The 19025-nt window shown below is 72.9% G+C and carries 14 protein-coding genes; 12 read left to right on the top strand and 2 right to left on the bottom strand.

Annotation, left to right across the window (positions count from 1 at the left end; genetic code table 11):
* The first annotated feature begins 74 nt into the window (after positions 1 to 74).
* Entirely contained in the window at positions 75 to 1589 is a 1515-nt protein-coding gene (gene miaB, locus ACZ4S3_RS33610; protein WP_467941288.1) for a tRNA (N6-isopentenyl adenosine(37)-C2)-methylthiotransferase MiaB, read from the top strand.
* Between the two features lie 84 nt (positions 1590 to 1673).
* The gene (locus tag ACZ4S3_RS33615) at positions 1674 to 2384 is read left to right on the top strand and encodes a class III extradiol dioxygenase subunit B-like domain-containing protein (RefSeq protein WP_467941291.1); all 711 of its coding nucleotides are present in this window, start codon (positions 1674 to 1676) and stop codon (positions 2382 to 2384) included.
* Between the two features lie 172 nt (positions 2385 to 2556).
* On the opposite strand, the gene ACZ4S3_RS33620 is transcribed toward ACZ4S3_RS33615, so the two are convergent.
* Positions 2557 to 2856: a hypothetical protein gene (locus ACZ4S3_RS33620; RefSeq protein WP_467941295.1), complete on the bottom strand. Its 300-nt coding sequence runs from the start codon at positions 2854 to 2856 to the stop codon at positions 2557 to 2559.
* Between the two features lie 179 nt (positions 2857 to 3035).
* Between ACZ4S3_RS33620 and miaA the strand changes: the two genes are divergently transcribed.
* From miaA to hflX, 6 genes are all read left to right on the top strand, one after another.
* Positions 3036 to 3974, top strand: a complete 939-nt coding sequence (miaA, locus tag ACZ4S3_RS33625; RefSeq protein WP_467941298.1) for a tRNA (adenosine(37)-N6)-dimethylallyltransferase MiaA — start codon at positions 3036 to 3038, stop codon at positions 3972 to 3974.
* A 108-nt stretch (positions 3975 to 4082) separates the two neighbouring features.
* Positions 4083 to 4613, top strand: a complete 531-nt coding sequence (locus tag ACZ4S3_RS33630; protein WP_467941556.1) for a hypothetical protein — start codon at positions 4083 to 4085, stop codon at positions 4611 to 4613.
* A gap of 53 nt (positions 4614 to 4666) precedes the next feature.
* Positions 4667 to 5539 carry a diaminopimelate epimerase gene (dapF, locus tag ACZ4S3_RS33635; protein ID WP_467941302.1) on the top strand — a complete coding sequence of 291 codons (873 nt, stop codon included), beginning with the start codon at positions 4667 to 4669 and terminating at the stop codon, positions 5537 to 5539.
* Positions 5540 to 5699: 160 nt separating this feature from the next.
* On the top strand, positions 5700 to 7871 hold the full coding sequence (locus tag ACZ4S3_RS33640) for a RelA/SpoT family protein (RefSeq protein ID WP_467941306.1): 2172 nt from the start codon (positions 5700 to 5702) through the stop codon (positions 7869 to 7871).
* 109 nt (positions 7872 to 7980) lie between these two features.
* Positions 7981 to 9507 carry a M1 family metallopeptidase gene (locus ACZ4S3_RS33645; protein WP_467941310.1) on the top strand — a complete coding sequence of 509 codons (1527 nt, stop codon included), beginning with the start codon at positions 7981 to 7983 and terminating at the stop codon, positions 9505 to 9507.
* 223 nt (positions 9508 to 9730) lie between these two features.
* Positions 9731 to 11218, top strand: coding sequence for a GTPase HflX (gene hflX, locus ACZ4S3_RS33650; protein ID WP_467941314.1), 1488 nt, complete (start codon positions 9731 to 9733; stop codon positions 11216 to 11218).
* Between the two features lie 127 nt (positions 11219 to 11345).
* Here the strand turns inward: hflX and ACZ4S3_RS33655 are convergent, their stop codons facing one another.
* A complete protein-coding gene (locus ACZ4S3_RS33655) occupies positions 11346 to 12533 on the bottom strand; it encodes a trypsin-like serine peptidase (RefSeq protein WP_467941317.1) in 1188 nt (395 codons plus the stop codon).
* 284 nt (positions 12534 to 12817) lie between these two features.
* Here ACZ4S3_RS33655 and ACZ4S3_RS33660 point away from each other — a divergent pair, with 284 nt between their 5' ends.
* The 4 genes from ACZ4S3_RS33660 (at position 12818) to ACZ4S3_RS33675 (ending at position 18948) form a co-directional block, all read left to right on the top strand.
* The gene (locus ACZ4S3_RS33660) at positions 12818 to 14212 is read left to right on the top strand and encodes a diaminobutyrate--2-oxoglutarate transaminase family protein (protein ID WP_467941322.1); all 1395 of its coding nucleotides are present in this window, start codon (positions 12818 to 12820) and stop codon (positions 14210 to 14212) included.
* Positions 14209 to 16263: an IucA/IucC family protein gene (locus ACZ4S3_RS33665; protein WP_467941323.1), complete on the top strand. Its 2055-nt coding sequence runs from the start codon at positions 14209 to 14211 to the stop codon at positions 16261 to 16263. Before ACZ4S3_RS33660 ends, ACZ4S3_RS33665 begins: the two co-directional genes overlap by 4 nt.
* An 84-nt stretch (positions 16264 to 16347) precedes the next feature.
* Positions 16348 to 17055, top strand: a complete 708-nt coding sequence (locus ACZ4S3_RS33670) for a GNAT family N-acetyltransferase (RefSeq protein ID WP_467941327.1) — start codon at positions 16348 to 16350, stop codon at positions 17053 to 17055.
* 126 nt (positions 17056 to 17181) lie between these two features.
* Positions 17182 to 18948 carry an IucA/IucC family protein gene (locus ACZ4S3_RS33675; RefSeq protein WP_467941330.1) on the top strand — a complete coding sequence of 589 codons (1767 nt, stop codon included), beginning with the start codon at positions 17182 to 17184 and terminating at the stop codon, positions 18946 to 18948.
* Positions 18949 to 19025 lie beyond the last annotated feature (77 nt).

The following is a 19025-nucleotide window of genomic DNA, read 5'->3' on the forward strand; positions in this document are numbered from 1 at the left end:
GGCCCGGTGCGCCTGGTGCGCCCGGGGCGGCCGCCGGGTCGGGGGATGTCCGAGGAACCGCCTACCCTTGTCGCATGAGCAGCAGCGACCGGAGTCAGGCAGTGGACGTCAAGGGAACTTACGAGGTGCGCACCTACGGGTGCCAGATGAACGTCCATGACTCCGAGCGGTTGTCGGGCCTCCTGGAGGGCGCCGGATACGTCCGGGCGCCCAAGGATGCCGACGGCGCCGATGTGGTGGTTTTCAACACCTGCGCGGTGCGCGAGAACGCCGACAACCGGCTCTACGGCAACCTCGGCCAGCTCGCCCCCAAGAAGGCCGCCCGGCCCGGGATGCAGATCGCCGTCGGCGGCTGCCTGGCCCAGAAGGACCGCGACACCATCGTCAAGAGGGCCCCCTGGGTCGACGTGGTCTTCGGGACGCACAACATCGGGCAGCTGCCGGTCCTGCTGGAGCGCGCCCGCATCCAGGAGGAGGCGCAGGTCGAGATCGCCGAGTCGCTGGAGGCGTTCCCCTCGACGCTGCCCACGCGACGCGAGAGTGCGTACGCGGCCTGGGTTTCGATCTCCGTCGGCTGTAACAACACCTGCACCTTCTGTATCGTGCCCGCGCTGCGCGGCAAGGAGAAGGACCGCCGGCCGGGCGACATCCTCGCCGAGGTCGAGGCCCTGGTGGCCGAGGGCGTCAGCGAGATCACCCTGCTCGGCCAGAACGTCAATGCCTATGGCTCCGACATCGGTGACCGCGAGGCGTTCAGCAAGCTGCTGCGGGCCTGCGGAAAGATCGAGGGCCTGGAGCGGGTCCGGTTCACCTCGCCGCACCCCCGTGACTTCACGGACGACGTCATCGCCGCCATGGCCGAGACGCCCAACGTCATGCCGCAGCTGCACATGCCGCTGCAGTCCGGCTCCGACCAGGTCCTGAAGGCCATGCGCCGCTCCTACCGCCAGGAGCGCTACCTCGGCATCATCGAGAAGGTCCGCGCCGCGATGCCGGACGCCGCCATCACCACGGACATCATCGTCGGCTTCCCGGGCGAGACCGAGGAGGACTTCGAGCAGACCCTGCACACGGTCCGCGAGTCCCGCTTCGCGCAGGCCTTCACCTTCCAGTACTCCAAGCGCCCCGGGACCCCGGCCGCCGAGATGGAGGGCCAGATTCCCAAGGCGGTCGTCCAGGAGCGCTACGAGCGGCTGGCCGCCCTCCAGGAGGAGATCTCCTGGGAGGAGAACAAGAAGCAGGTCGGCCGCACCCTGGAGGTGATGGTCGCCGAGGGCGAGGGCCGTAAGGACGACGCCACACACCGGCTGTCCGGCCGTGCCGCCGACAACCGCCTCGTGCACTTCACCCGCCCCGGCGAACCGGTCCGCCCCGGCGACATGGTGACCGTCGACATCACCTACGCCGCCCCGCACCACCTCCTTGCCGAAGGCCCGGTCCGGGCGGTCCGGCGCACCCGGGCCGGCGACGCCTGGGAGAAGCGCAACACCGCCCCGGCCGAAAAGCCCAAGGGCGTCCTCCTCGGCCTGCCCACGATCGGCGCCCCGGCGTCCGCCCCGGCCCCGGCGGCGGGCTGCGGCTGCGACTGAGCGGCGCCCACCGGGCGGCCCGGCCGAAGCCGAAACGGTGGCCGCGCCGCGGCGCCCCGCACCAGGGGCGTTACGCTGCGTGGCATGCTCGTAGCCGCCGCCATCTGCCCCTGCCCGCCGCTCCTCGTCCCGGAGGTCGCCGCCGGCGCCGCGCCCGAGCTGGACGCGCTGCGGGCTGCCTGCCTCGACGCGGTCGGTGTGCTGGCCGCCGCCCGGCCCGACCGGCTGGTCGTCCTCGGCCCGGCGGAACAGGAGGGGCGGGGCCCGCACCCGCAGGGCGCCATCGGCTCGTTCCGCGGCTTCGGGGTGGACCTGGAGGTGCCGCTGGGTGCGGCGGAGGGCGCCGTTGAGCGGGAACTGCCGCCGTCGCTGTCGGTCGGCGCCTGGCTGCTCTCCCGCGCCGACTGGGCCGACGCCCCCGTCGAAGGCCTGGGCATAGGAGAACCGCTCACCCGCGACCGCTGCCTGCCGCTGGGCCGCGAGATCGCCGCCTCCGCACCCCGCGTCGCCCTCCTGGTGATGGGCGACGGCAGCGCCCGCCGCACGGTGAAGGCCCCGGGGTACTTCGACGAGCGGGCCGAGGGGTTCGACGCGGCGGCGGCCCGCGCCCTGGGCGCCGCCGACACGGCGGCACTGACCGCGCTCGACGAAGAGCTCGCCTTCGATCTCCAGGCGTCCGGACGCGCCTGCTGGCAGGTCCTGGCGGGCGCGGCCCAGGGCGCGGGGCTGCACGGCGAACTCCTGCGCGAGGAGGCGCCGTACGGGGTCGGCTACGTCGTGGCGACCTGGTCCTAGGGGCCGTACGCCCTGGCCCCGGGGTGCCCTACGCCCCCTGCCGGGCGAGCCGTACGCACACGACGGCCGCGGGGTGTCCCGCCCCGCGGCCGTCGCCGTATCCCGGCCGGGCGGACGCTTCTGCCCGCCGCCGCACGCGGCACCACCCATGGGCCCCGCGCCGGGTGCCGCCCTACTTGCGGGCGCCGTCCCCGGCGTCGCTGTCGGCCGCCGCGCCCGTGGACTGCTGCCGCGGAATCCCGGGGTTCCCGTCGGGCTCGGCGCCGGCCGCCTCCGGTCCCTCCGGGGCCTCTTCGCCCTCCGGGCCCCCGGCCGCCTCCTGCGTCGCCGCCCCCTCGGCACCGGCCTCCGACGCCTGGGTCACCTCCCCCTCTGCCGCCCCTTCCGTCGACTCCACGGGCTCCGCCGACGCCACCGCCGCCTCGGATTCCGCGGATTCCTTGCGCCGCCGAAACAGCGAAAACAGGCTCATAACAGCTCCTACCGTACTCATATGGGTGAAATCCGTCGTGGCCCGGAGCGTCCCATTGCGCCGCCCCCGGGCGCCGGTTGTGCACCGGCTCTCGGGACCTCGAACAGGCAACGACGCCATGGGTGGCCCGTCACGTCGCTCGTTCGAGATGAGGGCGCGAAGTTTGCGAGACTGACGGGGTGAACACCGCCGTTCCCGCTCCGCGGGTCATCGCCGTCGTCGGTCCCACCGCGGCCGGAAAGTCCGATCTGGGCGTCGCGCTCGCGCAAGCCGTGGGCGGCGAGGTCATCAACGCCGACTCCATGCAGCTCTACCGCGGCATGGACATCGGCACCGCCAAGCTCACGCCCGAGGAACAGCAGGGCGTCCCGCACCGCCTCCTGGACATCTGGGAGGTGACCCGCGCGGCCAGCGTCGCCGAGTACCAACGGCTGGCCCGCGCCGAGATCGACCGGCTGCTCGCCGAGGGGCGCACGCCGGTCCTGGTCGGCGGTTCCGGCCTGTACGTACGCGGCGCCATCGACGCCCTCGACTTCCCCGGCACCGACCCCGAGGTGCGCGCCCGCCTGGAGGCCGAGCTGGCCGAACTGGGCAGCGGCGCCCTGCACGCCCGGCTCACCGCCGCCGACCCCGAGGCGGGCCGCGCGATCCTGGCCGGCAACGGCCGCCGCATCGTGCGCGCCCTGGAGGTCATCGAGATCACCGGCCGCCCCTTCACCGCCAACCTCCCCGGCCACGAAGCCGTCTACGACACCCTCCAGATCGGCGTCGACGTCGAGCGCCCCGAGCTCGACGAGCGGATCGCGCGGCGGGTGGACCGCATGTGGGAGGCCGGCCTGGTGGACGAGGTGCGGCGCCTGGAGGGCGAAGGGCTGCGCGAGGGCCGTACGGCCTCCCGGGCGCTCGGCTACCAGCAGGTGCTCACCCAGCTGGCGGGCGAGTGCACCGAACAGGAGGCGCGCGAGGAAACGGTGCGCGCCACCAAGCGCTTCGCGCGCCGTCAGGATTCCTGGTTCCGCCGGGATCCGCGCGTCCACTGGCTCAGCGGCGCCGCCGACCGCCGCGCGGACCTCCCGCGGCTCGCGCTGGCGTTGCTCGAACGACCGGTCACAGCCTGATCACGTCATGGCATCGGGACGCTCCGGCCGTCATCCGGGCGCCTGAGGGCGTGTCATCATCGACCTTCGATCGAGGCGTGCAGTCTGCAGTGGGGAGGGCGCGTGGCAATGGAGGCCGGCCCTCGCAACGGAGCCCAGGAAACGGACCTCAGCGACGCCGACGGCATGCCGCTGGCCCAGGACGGCCCGGACTCGCACGACGACATGACCACCACCGATGACGCCCCGCTCGCCGAGCCGGCCACCCTGGACGACTCGGACGCCCCGGACGCCGGCAGCGACGCTCCCACCGACGGCGGCGAGTCCTTCCGGGAACTGCGGCCGCCGCGCCGGCTGCGCCTGTGGCAGCTCGCGCCGATCGTGGTGCTCGCCTCCGTCGGTTCCCTGATGTTCGCCTTCCCGCTCGCCTTCGAATTCGGCGGCGACGGCGGCGCGGTGATAGCGATGCTCGGCCTGCTGCTGTGCTGCTGCGCCGCCGGCTGGGGCATGATGGCCGCCCGCCGCGTCGGCCACACCTGGCCGGGACTGCCGGTACCCGGCTCCGGCCGCCGCGCCGGCTGGCGCATCGTGGTGATCTACGCCGCGGTGGTCGCCGTCCTGGCCGCCCTCGCCATCTGGCGCGTCGCCCGCCTGCGCTGACCCCGGCACGACCCGTACGCGCGACCCCGGGCGGCCGCCCGTACGATTCAAGGGTGACCACGCAGCGCATCGCTTTCCTCAAGGGCCACGGCACCGAGAACGACTTCGTGATCGTTCCCGACCCGGAGGGCCGCCTCGACCTGTCCGCGGCCGCGGCCGCCCGCATCTGTGACCGGCGGGCCGGGCTCGGCGGCGACGGCCTGCTGCATGCCGTGCGGTCCGCGGCGCACCCCGAGGCGCGCGCGATGGCCGACGAGGCCGAGTGGTTCATGGACTACCGCAACGGCGACGGCTCCATCGCCGAGATGTGCGGCAACGGCGTCCGCGTCTTCGCGCGCTATCTGCTGCACGCCGGCCTGGTGGAGCCGGGCGAACTCGCCATCGCCACCCGCGCCGGAGTGCGCCGGGTGCACCTCGCCAAGACCGGCGATGTCACGGTCTCCATGGGCCGCGCCGAGCTGCCCGAGGAGAGCGTCGTGGTCACCCTGGACGGCCGCAGCTGGCCGGCCCGCAACGTGAACATGGGCAACCCGCACGCGGTCGCCTTCGTCGAGGATCTGGCCCACGCCGGGGAACTGCGGGCCGTACCGCCGTTCAGCCCAGCGGGGGTTTATCCGGACGGCGTGAACATCGAGTTCGTCGTCGACCGCGGCCCGCGGCACGTGGCGATGCGGGTGCACGAGCGCGGTTCGGGTGAGACCCGCTCCTGCGGCACCGGCGCCTGCGCGGTCGCGGTCGCCGCCGCCCGCCGGGACGGCATCGATCCCGCCGGGACCGGCCTGCCCGTCACCTACACCGTCGACGTACTCGGCGGCAGCCTGTCGATCACCGAGCTGCCCGACGGCACGGTCGAAATGACCGGACCGGCCGTGATCGTCGCCGAGGGCACCTTCGACCCGGGCTGGCTGACCACGGCGCTCGCCTGACGGACACGTTGTCGTCCGGAAATTCGCTCGAATGGGTGATCTGTTTCACGCTGAGCGAGAGGTGGACAGCGGTGCGTGATGGGCTCGGTAGCATCAAGCACCGGCCCGGACGTTCCGAGTGACGACGTCCAACCGCCGGTCGACGCTGCCGGAGGTGCCCATGAGCGCAGAGGCCACTAACCCTGGTAACCCCGGAGCAGCGGGCCGCAGGCGCGGCCGCCCCCGGCTGGATGTACAGGGGCTGCGCCGGATCGGGCGCGCCGCGCTGCTCGGTGCGGCCCCCCGCGACGGCCTTCCCGATGCCCTGGAACACGTCGCCAAGGTGCACCGCGGCCACCACCCCGACGCCGACCTGGACATCCTGAGCAAGGCGTACGCGCTGGCCGAGTCCTCGCACCGCGGGCAGATGCGCAAGAGCGGCGAGCCGTACATCACCCACCCGCTCGCGGTCACCCTCATCCTCGCCGAACTCGGCGCGGAGACCACGACCTTGACCGCCTCCCTCCTCCACGACACCGTCGAGGACACGGAAGTGACGCTCGATCAGGTGCGGACTCGGTTCGGCGACGAGGTCTGCTATCTGGTCGACGGGGTGACGAAGCTGGAGAAGGTCGACTACGGCGCGGCCGCCGAGCCGGAGACCTTCCGCAAGATGCTGGTCGCCACCGGGAACGACGTCCGCGTGATGTCCATCAAGCTCGCCGACCGGCTGCACAACATGCGCACCCTCGGCGTGATGCGCCCCGAGAAGCAGGCCCGGATCGCCAAGGTGACCCGCGACGTCCTGATCCCGCTCGCCGAACGCCTCGGCGTCCAGGCGCTCAAGACGGAGCTGGAGGACCTGGTCTTCGCGATCCTGCACCCGGAGGAGTACGCCACCACCTGCCGCCTCGTCAGCGAGCACACCACCCGGCCCGGCCCACTGGCCGCCATCGCGGCGCGGGTCCGGACGACCCTGGACGAGGCCGGGATCCACGCCGAAGTCCTGGTGCGGCCACGGCACTTCGTCTCCGTGCACCGCGTCCGGCTCACCCGGGGCGAGCTGACCGGCGCCGACCTGGGACGGCTGCTGGTCCTGGTCGCCGAGGACGCCGACTGCTACGCGGTCCTCGGCGAGCTGCACACCTGCTTCACCCCGGTCGTCTCCGAATTCAAGGACTTCATCGCCGCGCCGAAATTCAACCTCTACCAGTCGCTGCACACCGCCGTCACCGGCGAGTCCGGGGAGATCGCCGAGACGCTGATCCGCACCCACCAGATGCACCGGGTCGCCGAGGCCGGGGTGATCGCGCTGGGCAACCCGTACGCCCCCACGGACGGACCGGACGCCCCGGACGGTGAACGGGCCGACCCGACCCGCCCCGGGTGGCTCTCCCGCCTCCTGGAATGGCAGCGCACCACCCCCGACCCGGACACCTTCTGGACCTCGCTGCGCGACGATCTGGCGCAGGACCTGGAGATCACGGTCTTCTGCGCGGGCGGCCCGGCGAACGGCCCCGCGGACGGCTGTATCGGGCTGCCCGCGGGGGCGAGTTGTGTGGACGCCGCCTATGCCCGGTACGGCGAGGCGGCGCACTGCTGTATCGGCGCCCGGGTCAACGGCCGCCTCGCCACCCTCGCCACCGTCCTCCGCGACGGCGACAGCCTGCATCTCCTGATGGCCCCGGACTCCGCCACCGGGCCCGCACCCGAGTGGCTCGACCACGCCCGTACCCCAGCCGCCCGGCTGTCCATCTCCCGGTGGCTGTCGCGTCCCACCGGGACGGACACCGGCGAGCCGCCCCCGGAGTCCCCCCAGGCAGGCCCCGCCGCCACGGATCACGACCCCTGCGACACGGCCGAGATCACCCCCGCCGCCGTTCTGGCCGTCGCGGATCTGCCCGGCGCGTCCGTACGGCTGGCGCGCTGCTGCACCCCCGTGCCCCCCGACAACGTCACCGGATTCGCCGTACGGGGCGGCACGGTCACCGTGCACCGCGCCCTGTGTCCCGTCGTGGCGCGTATGGCGGCGACCGGCCGGCAGCCGGTCGGGGTGCGCTGGCGGCGGGCGGGCCGGACCGGTCACGGCTGCCGGGTGACCCTCCTGGCCGAGGCCTTCAGCCGGCCGCACCTCCTGGCCGACCTCACCGAAGCGATCGCCGCCCAGGGCGTCGCCGTGGTGTCCGCCGCCGTCGAACCCCCGCATGAGCAGCGGGTACGCCACACCTACACGCTGCATCTGCCCAACGCCGCCGGCCTGCCCTCCCTGATGCGGGCGATGCGCGAAGTGCCTGGCGTCTTCGATGTGTTGCGCGCGGGGCGGGCCAGGCCGGCCGCCGCGCTACGCCCCTGACGGCCGCGCCGCACCCGGGCGTAAGCCGGACGCCTGAACCACCGCCCTTTCGAGTGCCGTAGTGCCGTGCCGTCCACGGGCCGGGGACCCGCGCTGATAGCGGTAGCCCATGTCGCTTCCCTCGCGTCGACCGTCCCCCGATACCGAGCGTCCCGCCGCTGCCGCGTCCCGCCTCCCGCGCCGGTCGATCCCACGGCGGGCCGGCCGCCGCGCCGCCGCCCTCTCGCTGGCCGCCGTCGCCCTCATCGGCGCCGCCCCGCCCCCGGCCGCCCCCGGCGCGCTCGGTATCGGCGACCGCCTGTTCCCCACCCTTGGCAACCCCGGCTACGACGTCACGTCCTACCTCGTGGACCTGGACTACTCCGGCCACAACGACCGGCCGCTGAACGCCGTCACCGAGATCACCGCCCGCGCCACCGCGGCACTCGACCACCTCAACCTCGACTTCGCCCGCGGCAAGGTCAGCTCCGTGGAGATCGACGGCCTGCCCGCCCACTACGAGCAGCACGGCGAGGACCTGGTGGTCACCCCGGTCGCCGGCGTCTCCCCGGGGGAGCAGCTGCGGATCGTCGTACGGCACACCAGCGACCCGCGCGGCAAGAGCGACGGCGGCTGGATCCGTACCGCCGACGGGCTGGCGATGGCCAACCAGGCCGACGCCGCGCACCGCGTCTTCCCCTGCAACGACCACCCCTCCGACAAGGCGTCCTTCACCTTCCGTATCAGCGCCCCCCAGGGCGTGACGGCCGTCGCCAACGGGGAGCCCCTCGAGCGGGCCGAGCGCGGGCCGCGCCGGATCTGGACGTACCGGACCGCCCACCCGATGGCACCCGAGCTGGCGCAGGTGTCCCTCGGCCGGTCGGTCGTGCTGCGGAGCGCGGGACCGCACGGCCTGCCGGTGCGGAGCGTCGTACCGGTCGCCGACCGCGCGGCGCTCGCCCGCTGGGTGGCCAAGACCCCCGGTCAGCTGGCCTGGATGGAGAGCAAGGTCGGCCCGTTCCCCTTCGAGAACTACGGGGTGCTGATCGCGGACGCCCAAACCGGCTTCGAGCTGGAGACCCAGACCCTCTCGCTCTTCGAGAAGGGCCTGTTCACCGGCCGGCTGCCCGAGTGGTACGTCGAGTCGATCATGGTGCACGAGCTGACCCACCAGTGGTTCGGCGACAGCGTCAGCCCGCACCGCTGGTCCGACGTCTGGCTGAACGAGGCCCACGCCACCTGGTACGAGGGGCTCTACGCCCAGGAGAAGGGCGGCCCCAAGGCCTCTTGGGACACCCGGATGCAGCGGGCGTACCAGCTCTCGGACCGCTGGCGCGCCGACGGCGGCCCGCCCGCGGCGCCCAAGATCGCCAAGCCCGGCAAGAAGATCAGCATCTTCCGGCCGGTCATCTACGACGGCGGAGCACTGATCCTCTACGCACTGCGGCACAAGATCGGCCCCGCTGCCTTCGACCGCCTCGAACGCACCTGGCTGACCCGCCACCGCGACGGCGACGCGAGCAGCGCCGACTTCGTCCACCTGGCCTCCGAGATCGCCGGCGAGGACCTGACCGGCTTCTTCCAGGGCTGGCTCTACGGCGCGAAGACCCCGCCGATGCCGGGCCACCCGGAGTGGCGGGTCACGCGCACGCACTGACCGGCGAGGGGCCCCGGTGGGCCGTCCGAGGCACAGCGGGCGCCCCGCTGCGGGAAAACGCCGGAAACCCGCGTGACGGGCCGTGACGGGCCGTGCGACCATCTTCGGGTCGACGCCGAAGCGGCCGGGAATCTCCCGCGTGGCTCAGACGTTGTCACCAGCGACAGTCCCGGTGGGACCGCGAGGTCCCCGACGAGGACTTCCCAACGACACAAAGGATCAAATGACCTCCTCTTCTTCCCTTCCGCAGGACCGGCAGCGCCTCCCCGAGAGCCTTCGGGCCGACGCCCTGATGGAAGAGGACGTCGCCTGGAGCCACGAGATCGACGGGGAGCGTGACGGCGACCAGTACGACCGCTCGGCGCGTGCGGCGCTGCGCCGTGTGGCAGGCCTGTCCACCGAGCTCGAAGACGTCACCGAGGTCGAGTACCGCCAGCTCCGCCTGGAGCGCGTGGTGCTCGTCGGTGTCTGGACCACCGGCACGGTCCAGGAGTCGGAGAACTCGCTCGCCGAGCTCGCCGCGCTCGCCGAGACCGCCGGCGCCCTGGTGCTCGACGGTGTCATCCAGCGCCGCGACAAGCCCGACCCGGCCACCTACATCGGCTCCGGCAAGGCCCTGGAACTGCGCGACATCGTGCTCGAATCCGGGGCGGACACCGTGGTGTGTGACGGTGAGCTCTCCCCGGGCCAGCTGATCCATCTCGAGGACGTCGTCAAGGTCAAGGTGGTCGACCGCACCGCCCTGATCCTCGACATCTTCGCCCAGCACGCCAAGTCCCGGGAGGGCAAGGCGCAGGTCTCGCTGGCGCAGATGCAGTACATGCTCCCCAGGCTCCGTGGCTGGGGCCAGTCGCTGTCCCGGCAGATGGGTGGCGGCGGCTCCGGTTCGGCGGGCGGCGGCATGGCCACCCGTGGTCCCGGTGAGACCAAGATCGAAACGGACCGGCGGCGGATCCGCGAGAAGATGGCGAAAATGCGCCGGGAGATCGCGGAGATGAAGACCGGCCGGGACATCAAGCGCCAGGAACGCAAGCGCAACAAGGTCCCCTCGGTCGCCATCGCCGGCTACACCAACGCCGGTAAGTCCTCCCTGCTCAACCGCCTCACCGGCGCCGGTGTCCTGGTGGAGAACGCCCTGTTCGCCACCCTGGACCCGACCGTCCGCCGGGCCGAGACCCCCAGCGGGCGGCTCTACACCCTCGCCGACACCGTCGGCTTCGTCCGGCACCTGCCGCACCACCTCGTCGAGGCGTTCCGCTCCACGATGGAGGAGGTCGCCGACTCCGACCTCATCCTGCATGTGGTCGACGGCTCGCATCCGGTGCCGGAGGAGCAGCTGGCCGCCGTACGCGAGGTGATCCGCGACGTGGGCGCGACGGACGTGCCCGAGATCGTGGTCGTCAACAAGGCGGACGCCGCCGATCCGCTGGTGCTGCAGCGGCTGCTGCGCAACGAGAAGCACGCCCTCGCCGTGTCGGCCCGTACGGGCCAGGGCATGACGGAACTGCTCGCCCTGCTCGACGAGGAACTGCCGCGCCCCCAGGTCGAGATCGAGGCGCTGGTGCCCTACACCCAGGGCGCCCTGGTCTCCCGCGCACACGCCGAGGGCGAGGTCATCTCCGAGGAGCACACCGCGGACGGCACGGTCCTCAAGGCGCGGGTGCACGAGGAACTGGCCGCCGAGTTCCAGCCGTTCGTCCCGGCCGCCTAGCGGACCCGTACGGCCACGGCGCACACGACGAAGGCCCGCACCGGGGAATCCCCGGGCGGGCCTTCATCATGCGTGGGAGGTGCGGCGGGGGCCGGCCGAAGCGAGGCCGGCACCCACCCTCACCGGGTTACTGCTTGCTGGCCCACTTCTTGCTCATCGCGTCGAAGAGGGACTTGGCCTCGGGGCCCAGGTGCGGGCCGGCCGCCCACTTGGCGGGCCGCGGACCCATCGACATGTTGGAGGCCAGGACCGGCTTGCCGTCCTTGCCCTTGATGAACCAGGGGCCACCGGAGGAGCCACCGGTCATCGTGCAGCCGATGCGGTACATGGTCGGCTTCTTGGCGTCCATCGACAGGCGGGTCGGCTTGTCGGTGCACTGCTGCTGCGAGGCGCCGTCGAACGGTGCCTCGGCCGGGTAGCCCTGCGCGGTCAGGCTCGGGATCTTGCCGATCGCCGGAGCGTTGAAGTCCACCTCGTACGCGCCGCCGGCCATCTCCTCCAGCGACTTGCCGCCGGTGCCTGCCTCGGACTTCACATGCATCAGCGCGAAGTCGTACGGAGCCATCGGCACGCCCGGCACGGCGCCGCCGTCGCTGATCCACTCCTTGGAGGTCGCCAGGTCGTCCGCCCACCACTTGCCTTCCGGCACGCGGTCCTCGAACGGCGTGGTCTTCAGCTTGTCGGCGGACCCGCCGTTCTTGTTGAAGCTCGGCACGAACACGAGGTTGCGGTACCAGCCGCCGTTCTTGCCGGCGTGCACACAGTGCGCCGCGGTCCACACGAGGTTGGACTTACCGGGGTGCGCCGGGTCCTTGACGACCGTGGCGGAGCAACGCGCGTCGCCCTCCGGGGTGCTGAACACCAGCAGTCCGATACCGGGAGCGGTGGTGGTGTACGGAGTCTTCACGGCCTGAGCCGCGACGGCGGCAGGCTCGGGGTCGGTCTTGCCCTGGTCCTCGGAGACATCCCCGGGCTTCGTGTCGTCCTGCGGAGGCTTGGCCTTACCGATCTTGTCCGGATTCCAGAAGTCCTTGATGATCGGGTTGATGAACTGGCCGGCTTCGCGAAGCCACTTGTCCTTGTCCCAGTTCTTCCACTCCCCGTTCTTCCACTTGTCCAGGTCGATGCCGTGTTCCTTGAGCTTGTCCTGGAAGTCCTGGGGGATCTTGATCTCACCCCCGCCCGAGCTGCCCTGGGCCGACTGGGTCGGCTTGGCGTCTGCGTTGTCGCCCTCCGGCCCGCAGCCGGTGGCGGTCAGCGCCACTACGGCGGTGAGGGCCGCGGCGGCCAGGACTGGCCGACGTATGGATCGCATGGGTGAGTTCCCCCTGTGTGGATAAGGACTGGGCCGGTGTGGCCGGTGTGCGGTCGCGCCGTAGGCGGACTTGTCATGAACCTCATGATCCCGGCGCGACCCCCCACTATGCCGGTGCCGAGCAAGACGGCGGTAGTCGGGTCCCCGGTTCCGCCACCGCAAGGATCTTGACGGTGGCCGTGATCCGCCGTCGGCACCGTCGTTGGTACGTAAGGGGGAGCGCCGGGCTGCCCACACGGCCCGCGCGGCATCCAACAGCACACCAGCAGGAGGACACAACTGCCGTGGCGTTGACCGAAACCGTGCCGGCGGCAGCGCCGTCGGCCCACGAAGGGATTCTGCGCCGCCAGTCCCTGCGTGAGTCCGCTGCCCGCACCTACGCGCGTTCGCTTCCCATCGTCCCGGTGCGCGCCCGCGGGCTGACCATCGAGGGCGCCGACGGCCGCCGCTACCTCGACTGCCTCTCCGGCGCCGGCACCCTGGCGCTCGGGCACAACCACCCCGTGGTGCTCGAAGCCATCCACGCGGTCCTCGATTCCGGCGCGCCGCTGCACATCCTCGACCTGGCAACCCCCGTCAAGGACGCGTTCATCACCGAGCTGTTCGCCACGCTGCCACGCGAATTGGCCGAAACGGCACGCATCCAGTTCTGCGGCCCGGCCGGCACGGACGCCGTGGAGGCCGCCTTCAAACTCGTCCGGACGGCAACCGGCAGGGACGGCCTGATGGCCTTCTCCGGCGCCTACCACGGCATGACCGCCGAGGCGCTGGCGGCGTCCGGGGGAGCGCGCCACACCACCGTGACCCGCCTGCCCTATCCCTACGACTACCGCTGCCCGTTCGGCACCGGCGGCGAGCGCGGCGCCGAACTCTCCGCCCGCTGGACCCAGAGCCTGCTCGACGACGACAAGAGCGGAGTGCCCCGGCCCGCCGGGATGATCCTGGAACCCGTCCAGGGCGAAGGCGGCGTGATCCCCGCACCGGACGCCTGGCTGCGGCGGATGCGGGAGATCACCACCGACCGGCAGATCCCGCTGATCGTGGACGAGGTGCAGACCGGCGTCGGCCGCACCGGCACCTTCTGGGCCATCGAACACAGCGGGATCGTGCCCGACGTCCTGGTCCTGTCCAAGGCGATCGGCGGCAGCCTGCCGCTCGCCGTGATCGTCTACCGCGGGGAACTCGACGCCTGGCAGCCCGGCGCGCACGCCGGCACCTTCCGCGGCAACCAGCTCGCGATGGCCGCGGGCAGCGCCACCCTCGCCTACGTACGCAAGAACCAACTCGCCCGGCGCGCCCAGGAACTGGGCGCCCGGATGCTCGCCCGGCTCGGCTCGCTGGCGGCCCTCCACGACTGTGTCGGCGACACCCGCGGCCGCGGTCTGATGCTCGGCGTCGAGCTCGTCGACCGCGACGCCGACGCGGATGCCGGCGGCGCCCGCCCCGCCGACCCCGCACTCGCCGCCGCCGTCCAGCGCGCCTGCCTGGACCGCGGCCTGATCGTCGAACTGGGCGGCCGGCACTCCGCCGTGGTCCGCCTGCTGCCGCCCCTGACCATCACCGACGAACAGGCGGACGCGATCCTCGACCGCCTCGCCGACGCCATCGCGGCGGCGGTCCGCACCACCCCCGGGCCGACGGGCTCGTCCCCCACGACAATGCGAGGCACATCCCCATGAACGAACGCCCCGGTTCCGACGGGCCCCCGGCCGCCGAGCTCCTGCCCGCCCCCCAAGGCGCCGTCACCAGCGAGACCGTGCCCCGCCAGCAGCGGCACACCGCGGACGACGACGCCTGCCACCAGCCGCTCGAGGACCGCCAGACCCGGCCCGCGGCGGCCGGCCACGGCACCCCGCGCCCCTGCGACCGGGCTCTGCCCGCCGACGCCGACCCCCTCGACCACCCGGACCCGGCAGCCGCCGCCGACGCCGCCGGGATCGAGAGCCTGCTGCGCTGCTGGATCCGTGAGAGCGGCGCCCGCCGCCCGGCCGGCGGCCGGCTGCGCATCCCGCTCTACGCCAGCGGCACCGCCCTGCACATCCCCGTCCGCTACTGGTCACCCACCGGCTGGCACCGCCTCGACGCCCCGGACCTCGAAGGCGCCCCCACCCTCGCCGCGCCCCTGGACGCCGTCACCGTCGCCGCCCTGCTGCGCCGCGAGGCCGCGTACGGCGGCGAGCGCCGGGCACCGGACGGCGACGGGCGGGCGCCCGACGCTCGGGCGCCCCAGAAACCCGGCGAGCGGCACCACGCGCCGGAGGGCGAGCGGCCGCAGGCACCCGACGGCGACGGCGCCGAACTCGTCGGCCGGGTCGCGGGCTCCGTCCGCAGCACCGCCGTCTTCCTCGCCGACCGCCGCACCCGCCCGGCCGACTCCCATGCCTCCCTCTTCCTCGAAGCCGAGCAGTCCCTCCTCCTGGGCCACCCGCTGCACCCCACCCCCAAGAGCCGCGAGGGCCTCACCGACGCCGAGACCCGCGCCTACTCACCCGAACTGCGCGGGGCCTTCCCGCTGCACTGGATGGCCGTCCACCGCTCCGTCCTCGCCACCGACTCCGCCTGGACCGAACGCGGCAAGCCCGTCCCGGCCGAACGGCTCGCCACCGAACTCGCCGAAGCCGACCTCCACCTCCCGGACGACACCGTTCCGCTGCCGCTGCACCCCTGGCAGGCCCGCGAACTCGCCGGCCGCCCCGACATCGCCGCCCTCCGCGACGCCGGCCTGCTGCACGACCTGGGCCCCGCCGGCCCCCGCTGGCACCCCACCTCCTCCGTCCGCACCGTCTACCGGCCCGACGCGGACGCCATGCTCAAGCTCTCCCTGGGCCTGCGCATCACGAACTCCCGCCGGGAGAACCTCCGCAAGGAACTGGAGCGCGGCGTCGAGGTCCACCGGCTGCTGCGCACCGGCCTCGCCGAGCAGTGGCAGGCCGTCCACCCGGGCTTCGACATCATCCGCGACCCGGCCTATCTCGCCGTCGACGGCCTCGACGGCCGCCCCGTCCAGGGCCTGGACGTCGTCATCCGCCACAACCCCTTCACCACCACCGACGACGCCGTCTGCATCGCCGGGCTCACCTCGCCCCGGCCCTGGCCAGGACACCCCGGTGTGCGCTCCCGGCTCGAAGATCTCGTCGGTACGCTCAGCGCCCGCACCGGCCGTCCCCAGGGCGCCGTCGCCACCGAATGGTTCCTGCGCTATCTCGAGGCGGTCGTACGGCCCGTCCTGTGGCTCGACGGCACCGCGGGCATCGCCCTGGAAGCCCACCAGCAGAACACCCTCGTGCTGCTGGACCCCGACGGCTGGCCGGTCGGCGGCCGCTACCGCGACAACCAGGGCTACTACTTCCGTGCCTCCCGGCGCGCCGACCTCCAGCGGCGGCTGCCCGGAATCGGCGCGACCAGCGACACCTTCGTCGCCGACGACGTCACCGACGAACGCTTCGCCTACTACCTCGGCATCAACAACGTCCTCGGCCTCATCGGAGCCTTCGGCGCACAACGCCTGATCCGGGAGGAGATCCTGCTCGCCGCCTTCCGCCGCTTCCTCGCCGACGCCGCCGCGACGCCCCGCGCACACCGCTCGACCCTGCCCGAGCACCTGCTCACCGCCCGCACACTGCGCTGCAAGGCCAACCTCGCCACCCGGCTGCACGGCCTGGACGAGCTCGTCGGCCCGGTCGACACCCAGTCCGTCTACGTCACCGTGCCCAACCCCCTCGCCACCTAGCCCCCCGTCCCGCCCACCGGCCCCAGGCGCCGCCCGCGACCCACAAGGCCCCGCGGCAGGCGGCCACGAGAGGAGAGTGTCGCCGTGCCCACCACCGACCCCGGCCTCAGCTCCGGCTCCAGCCCCGAAGACACCCTCGAGCTGCAACTCCCGCCCGAATGGGGCACGTTGCCCGCCGAGGAGCACCGACAGCCGACCCCGGCCGGCACCCCGGCCGCCGGCGACCCGCTCGACAGCCCGGCCCACTGGGCCACCGCCGACACCCCCGCCGGGCCCTTCGCGCTCGTACCCGTCCAGCCGGACCGCGATCTCGACCGGATCGCCGGCTGGATGAACGACCCGGCCGTCGCGGCCTTCTGGGAGCTGGCCGGCGACCCGGAGATCACCGCCGCCCATCTGCGCACCCAGCTGGACGGCGACGGCCGCAGCGTGCCCTGCCTCGGGGTGCTGGCCGGCGTCCCGATGAGCTACTGGGAGATCTACCGCGCCGACCTGGACCTCGTCGCCCGCTGCTACCCGGCCCGGCCCCAGGACACCGGCCTGCACCTCCTCATCGGCGGCGTCGGCGACCGCGCCCGCGGCCTGGGCGGCACGCTGCTGCGCGCCGTCGCCGATCTCGTACTGGACCACCGGCCGCTGTGCCGGCGCGTCATCGCCGAGCCCGACCTGCGCAACACCGCCTCCGTGGCGGCGTTCCTGAGCGCCGGGTTCCACTACTCCGAGGAGATCGAACTGCCCGGCAAACACGCGGCGTTGATGATCCGCGACCGCGACCATCGCCACCTGCTCTGACCCCGGGGCCGTCCCTCGACGCCCCCGGCCCCGTCCCGGAGCCCGCCGCACCACCCGCCCCCGTCCATCTCCGCCCCGGTTGTCCCCCGTACGTGCCGGGCCCGTCCCGCTTCGAGGAGTCCCGCCTTGTCTCCCGCGCCCCAGCCCCCGCACAGCGCCTGGCAGCACGCCGCACGCCGACTGTTCGCCAAGACCCTGGCGGAGTTCGCGTACGAGGAAATCCTCACCCCCGAGCCCGACGGCACGACCCCCGACGGCACCCCGCGATACCGCCTGCCGGTCACCGACGACGTGGTCTATCGCTTCGCCGCCCGCCGCGGCGCCTACGGACACTGGCGCGTCGACCCCGACTCGATCACCCCCGACGCCGACCCGCTGCGCTTCCTCACCCACGCCCATGACGCCGTGCTGGGCCTGTCCGGCGACACCACCGGCCATCTCATCCGTGAGCTGACCGCCACCCTCGCCGCCGACACCCGCCTCGACGCCGCCTCCGTGAGCGCCGCCGACCTCGCCGACCTGGACTACGCCGCCCTCGAAGGCCGCCAGACCGGCCACCCCTGGCTCGTCGCCAACAAGGGCCGGCTCGGCTTCTCGGCTGCCGACGCGGCACGCTGGGCCCCGGAAGCCCGTACCCCCGAGCGGCTGCCCTGGATCGCCGCGCACCACAGCCTCGCCCACTACCGAGGTATCCCCACCCTCGCCACCCCCGATCGTCTCTACCGCGAGGAACTCGCCCCCGCCGTCCTCGACACCTTCGCCCGCACCGTCACCGACCAGGGCCGCGACCCCGCCGACTACCTCTACCTCCCCGTGCACCCCTGGCAGTGGGACGAGACCATCGCCCCGCTCTTCGCGCCGCAGCTCGCCGACGGATCCATCATCGCGCTGCCCACTGACAACGACCTCCGCCTCCCACAGCAGTCGATCCGCACCTTCACCAACATCAGCCGCCCGCAGGCCCGCACGGTCAAGCTGCCGCTGTCCATCCTCAACACCCTCGTCTGGCGCGGCCTGCCCACCGAGCGCACCCTCGCCGCCCCCGCCGTCACCCGCTGGGTCCACGGCCTGCGCGACGAGGACCCGTATCTGCGTGACGAGACCCGGGTGATCCTGCTCGGCGAGATCGCCTCCGTCACCGTCGAGCACCCCCTCTACGACCGGCTGCCCGGCGTCCCGTACCAGTTCAAGGAGCTCCTCGGCTGTATCTGGCGCGAGCCGGTCACCCCCCACCTCGACCCCGGCGAACGCGCCCGCACCCTCGCCTCGCTGCTGCAGACCGACCCCCGCGGGCGGGCGCTGACCGCGGAGCTGGTGCACCGCTCGGGCCTGGCCCCGCGCGTCTGGCTGCGCCGGCTGTTCGCCGCCCTGCTGCCGCCCCTGCTGCACTTCCTCTACCAGTACGGCACGGTCTTCTCCCCGCACGGCGAGAACGCCATCGTGGTCTTCGACGAGCACGACATCCCCACCCGCCTCGCGGTCAAGGACTTCGTCGACGACGTCAACACCAGCTCCCGGCCGCTGCCGGAACACGACTCCATGTCGGAGGAGGTACGGGCGGTGCTGCTGACCGAACCGCCGTCCTTCCTCATCCAGTTCATCCACTCCGGTCTCTTCGTCGGCGTCTTCCGCTATCTGGCGCCGCTGTGTGAGGAGCAACTGGGCGTTCCCGAGGACGAGTTCTGGTCACTCGTGCGGGCGGAGATCCTGCGCCACCACGAACGCTTCCCGAGTCTGAAGGAGCGGTACGAGACGTTCGACCTGCTCACCCCGCGGATCGCGCGGCTGTGCCTGAACCGCAACCGGCTCCACGTCGACGGCTACCGCGACCGGCCGGGCCGTCCGCATGCCGCGGTGCACGGCACCGTCCCCAACCCCCTGCACGCCCCGTGACCGGTACATGTCGGGTGACCGGTACCTGCCCTGTGACCGGTCCGGCTGTCAGTGGTCCCGCGTAGGCTTGCAGACGC

The sequence above is a fragment of the Streptomyces sp. NPDC028368 genome, from assembly GCF_055565615.1.

Bases quoted from the DNA above. Each gene is read 5' to 3' on its own strand.
- ACZ4S3_RS33630 (WP_467941556.1), top strand. From the start codon at position 4,083: ATGGAGGCCGGCCCTCGCAACGGAGCCCAGGAAACGGACCTCAGCGAC.
- ACZ4S3_RS33645 (WP_467941310.1), top strand. From the start codon at position 7,981: ATGTCGCTTCCCTCGCGTCGACCGTCCCCCGATACCGAGCGTCCCGCC.
- ACZ4S3_RS33640 (WP_467941306.1), top strand. From the start codon at position 5,700: ATGAGCGCAGAGGCCACTAACCCTGGTAACCCCGGAGCAGCGGGCCGC.
- ACZ4S3_RS33655 (WP_467941317.1), bottom strand. From the start codon at position 12,533: ATGCGATCCATACGTCGGCCAGTCCTGGCCGCCGCGGCCCTCACCGCC.
- ACZ4S3_RS33615 (WP_467941291.1), top strand. From the start codon at position 1,674: ATGCTCGTAGCCGCCGCCATCTGCCCCTGCCCGCCGCTCCTCGTCCCG.
- ACZ4S3_RS33665 (WP_467941323.1), top strand. From the start codon at position 14,209: ATGAACGAACGCCCCGGTTCCGACGGGCCCCCGGCCGCCGAGCTCCTG.
- hflX (WP_467941314.1), top strand. From the start codon at position 9,731: ATGACCTCCTCTTCTTCCCTTCCGCAGGACCGGCAGCGCCTCCCCGAG.
- miaB (WP_467941288.1), top strand. From the start codon at position 75: ATGAGCAGCAGCGACCGGAGTCAGGCAGTGGACGTCAAGGGAACTTAC.
- ACZ4S3_RS33620 (WP_467941295.1), bottom strand. From the start codon at position 2,856: ATGAGCCTGTTTTCGCTGTTTCGGCGGCGCAAGGAATCCGCGGAATCC.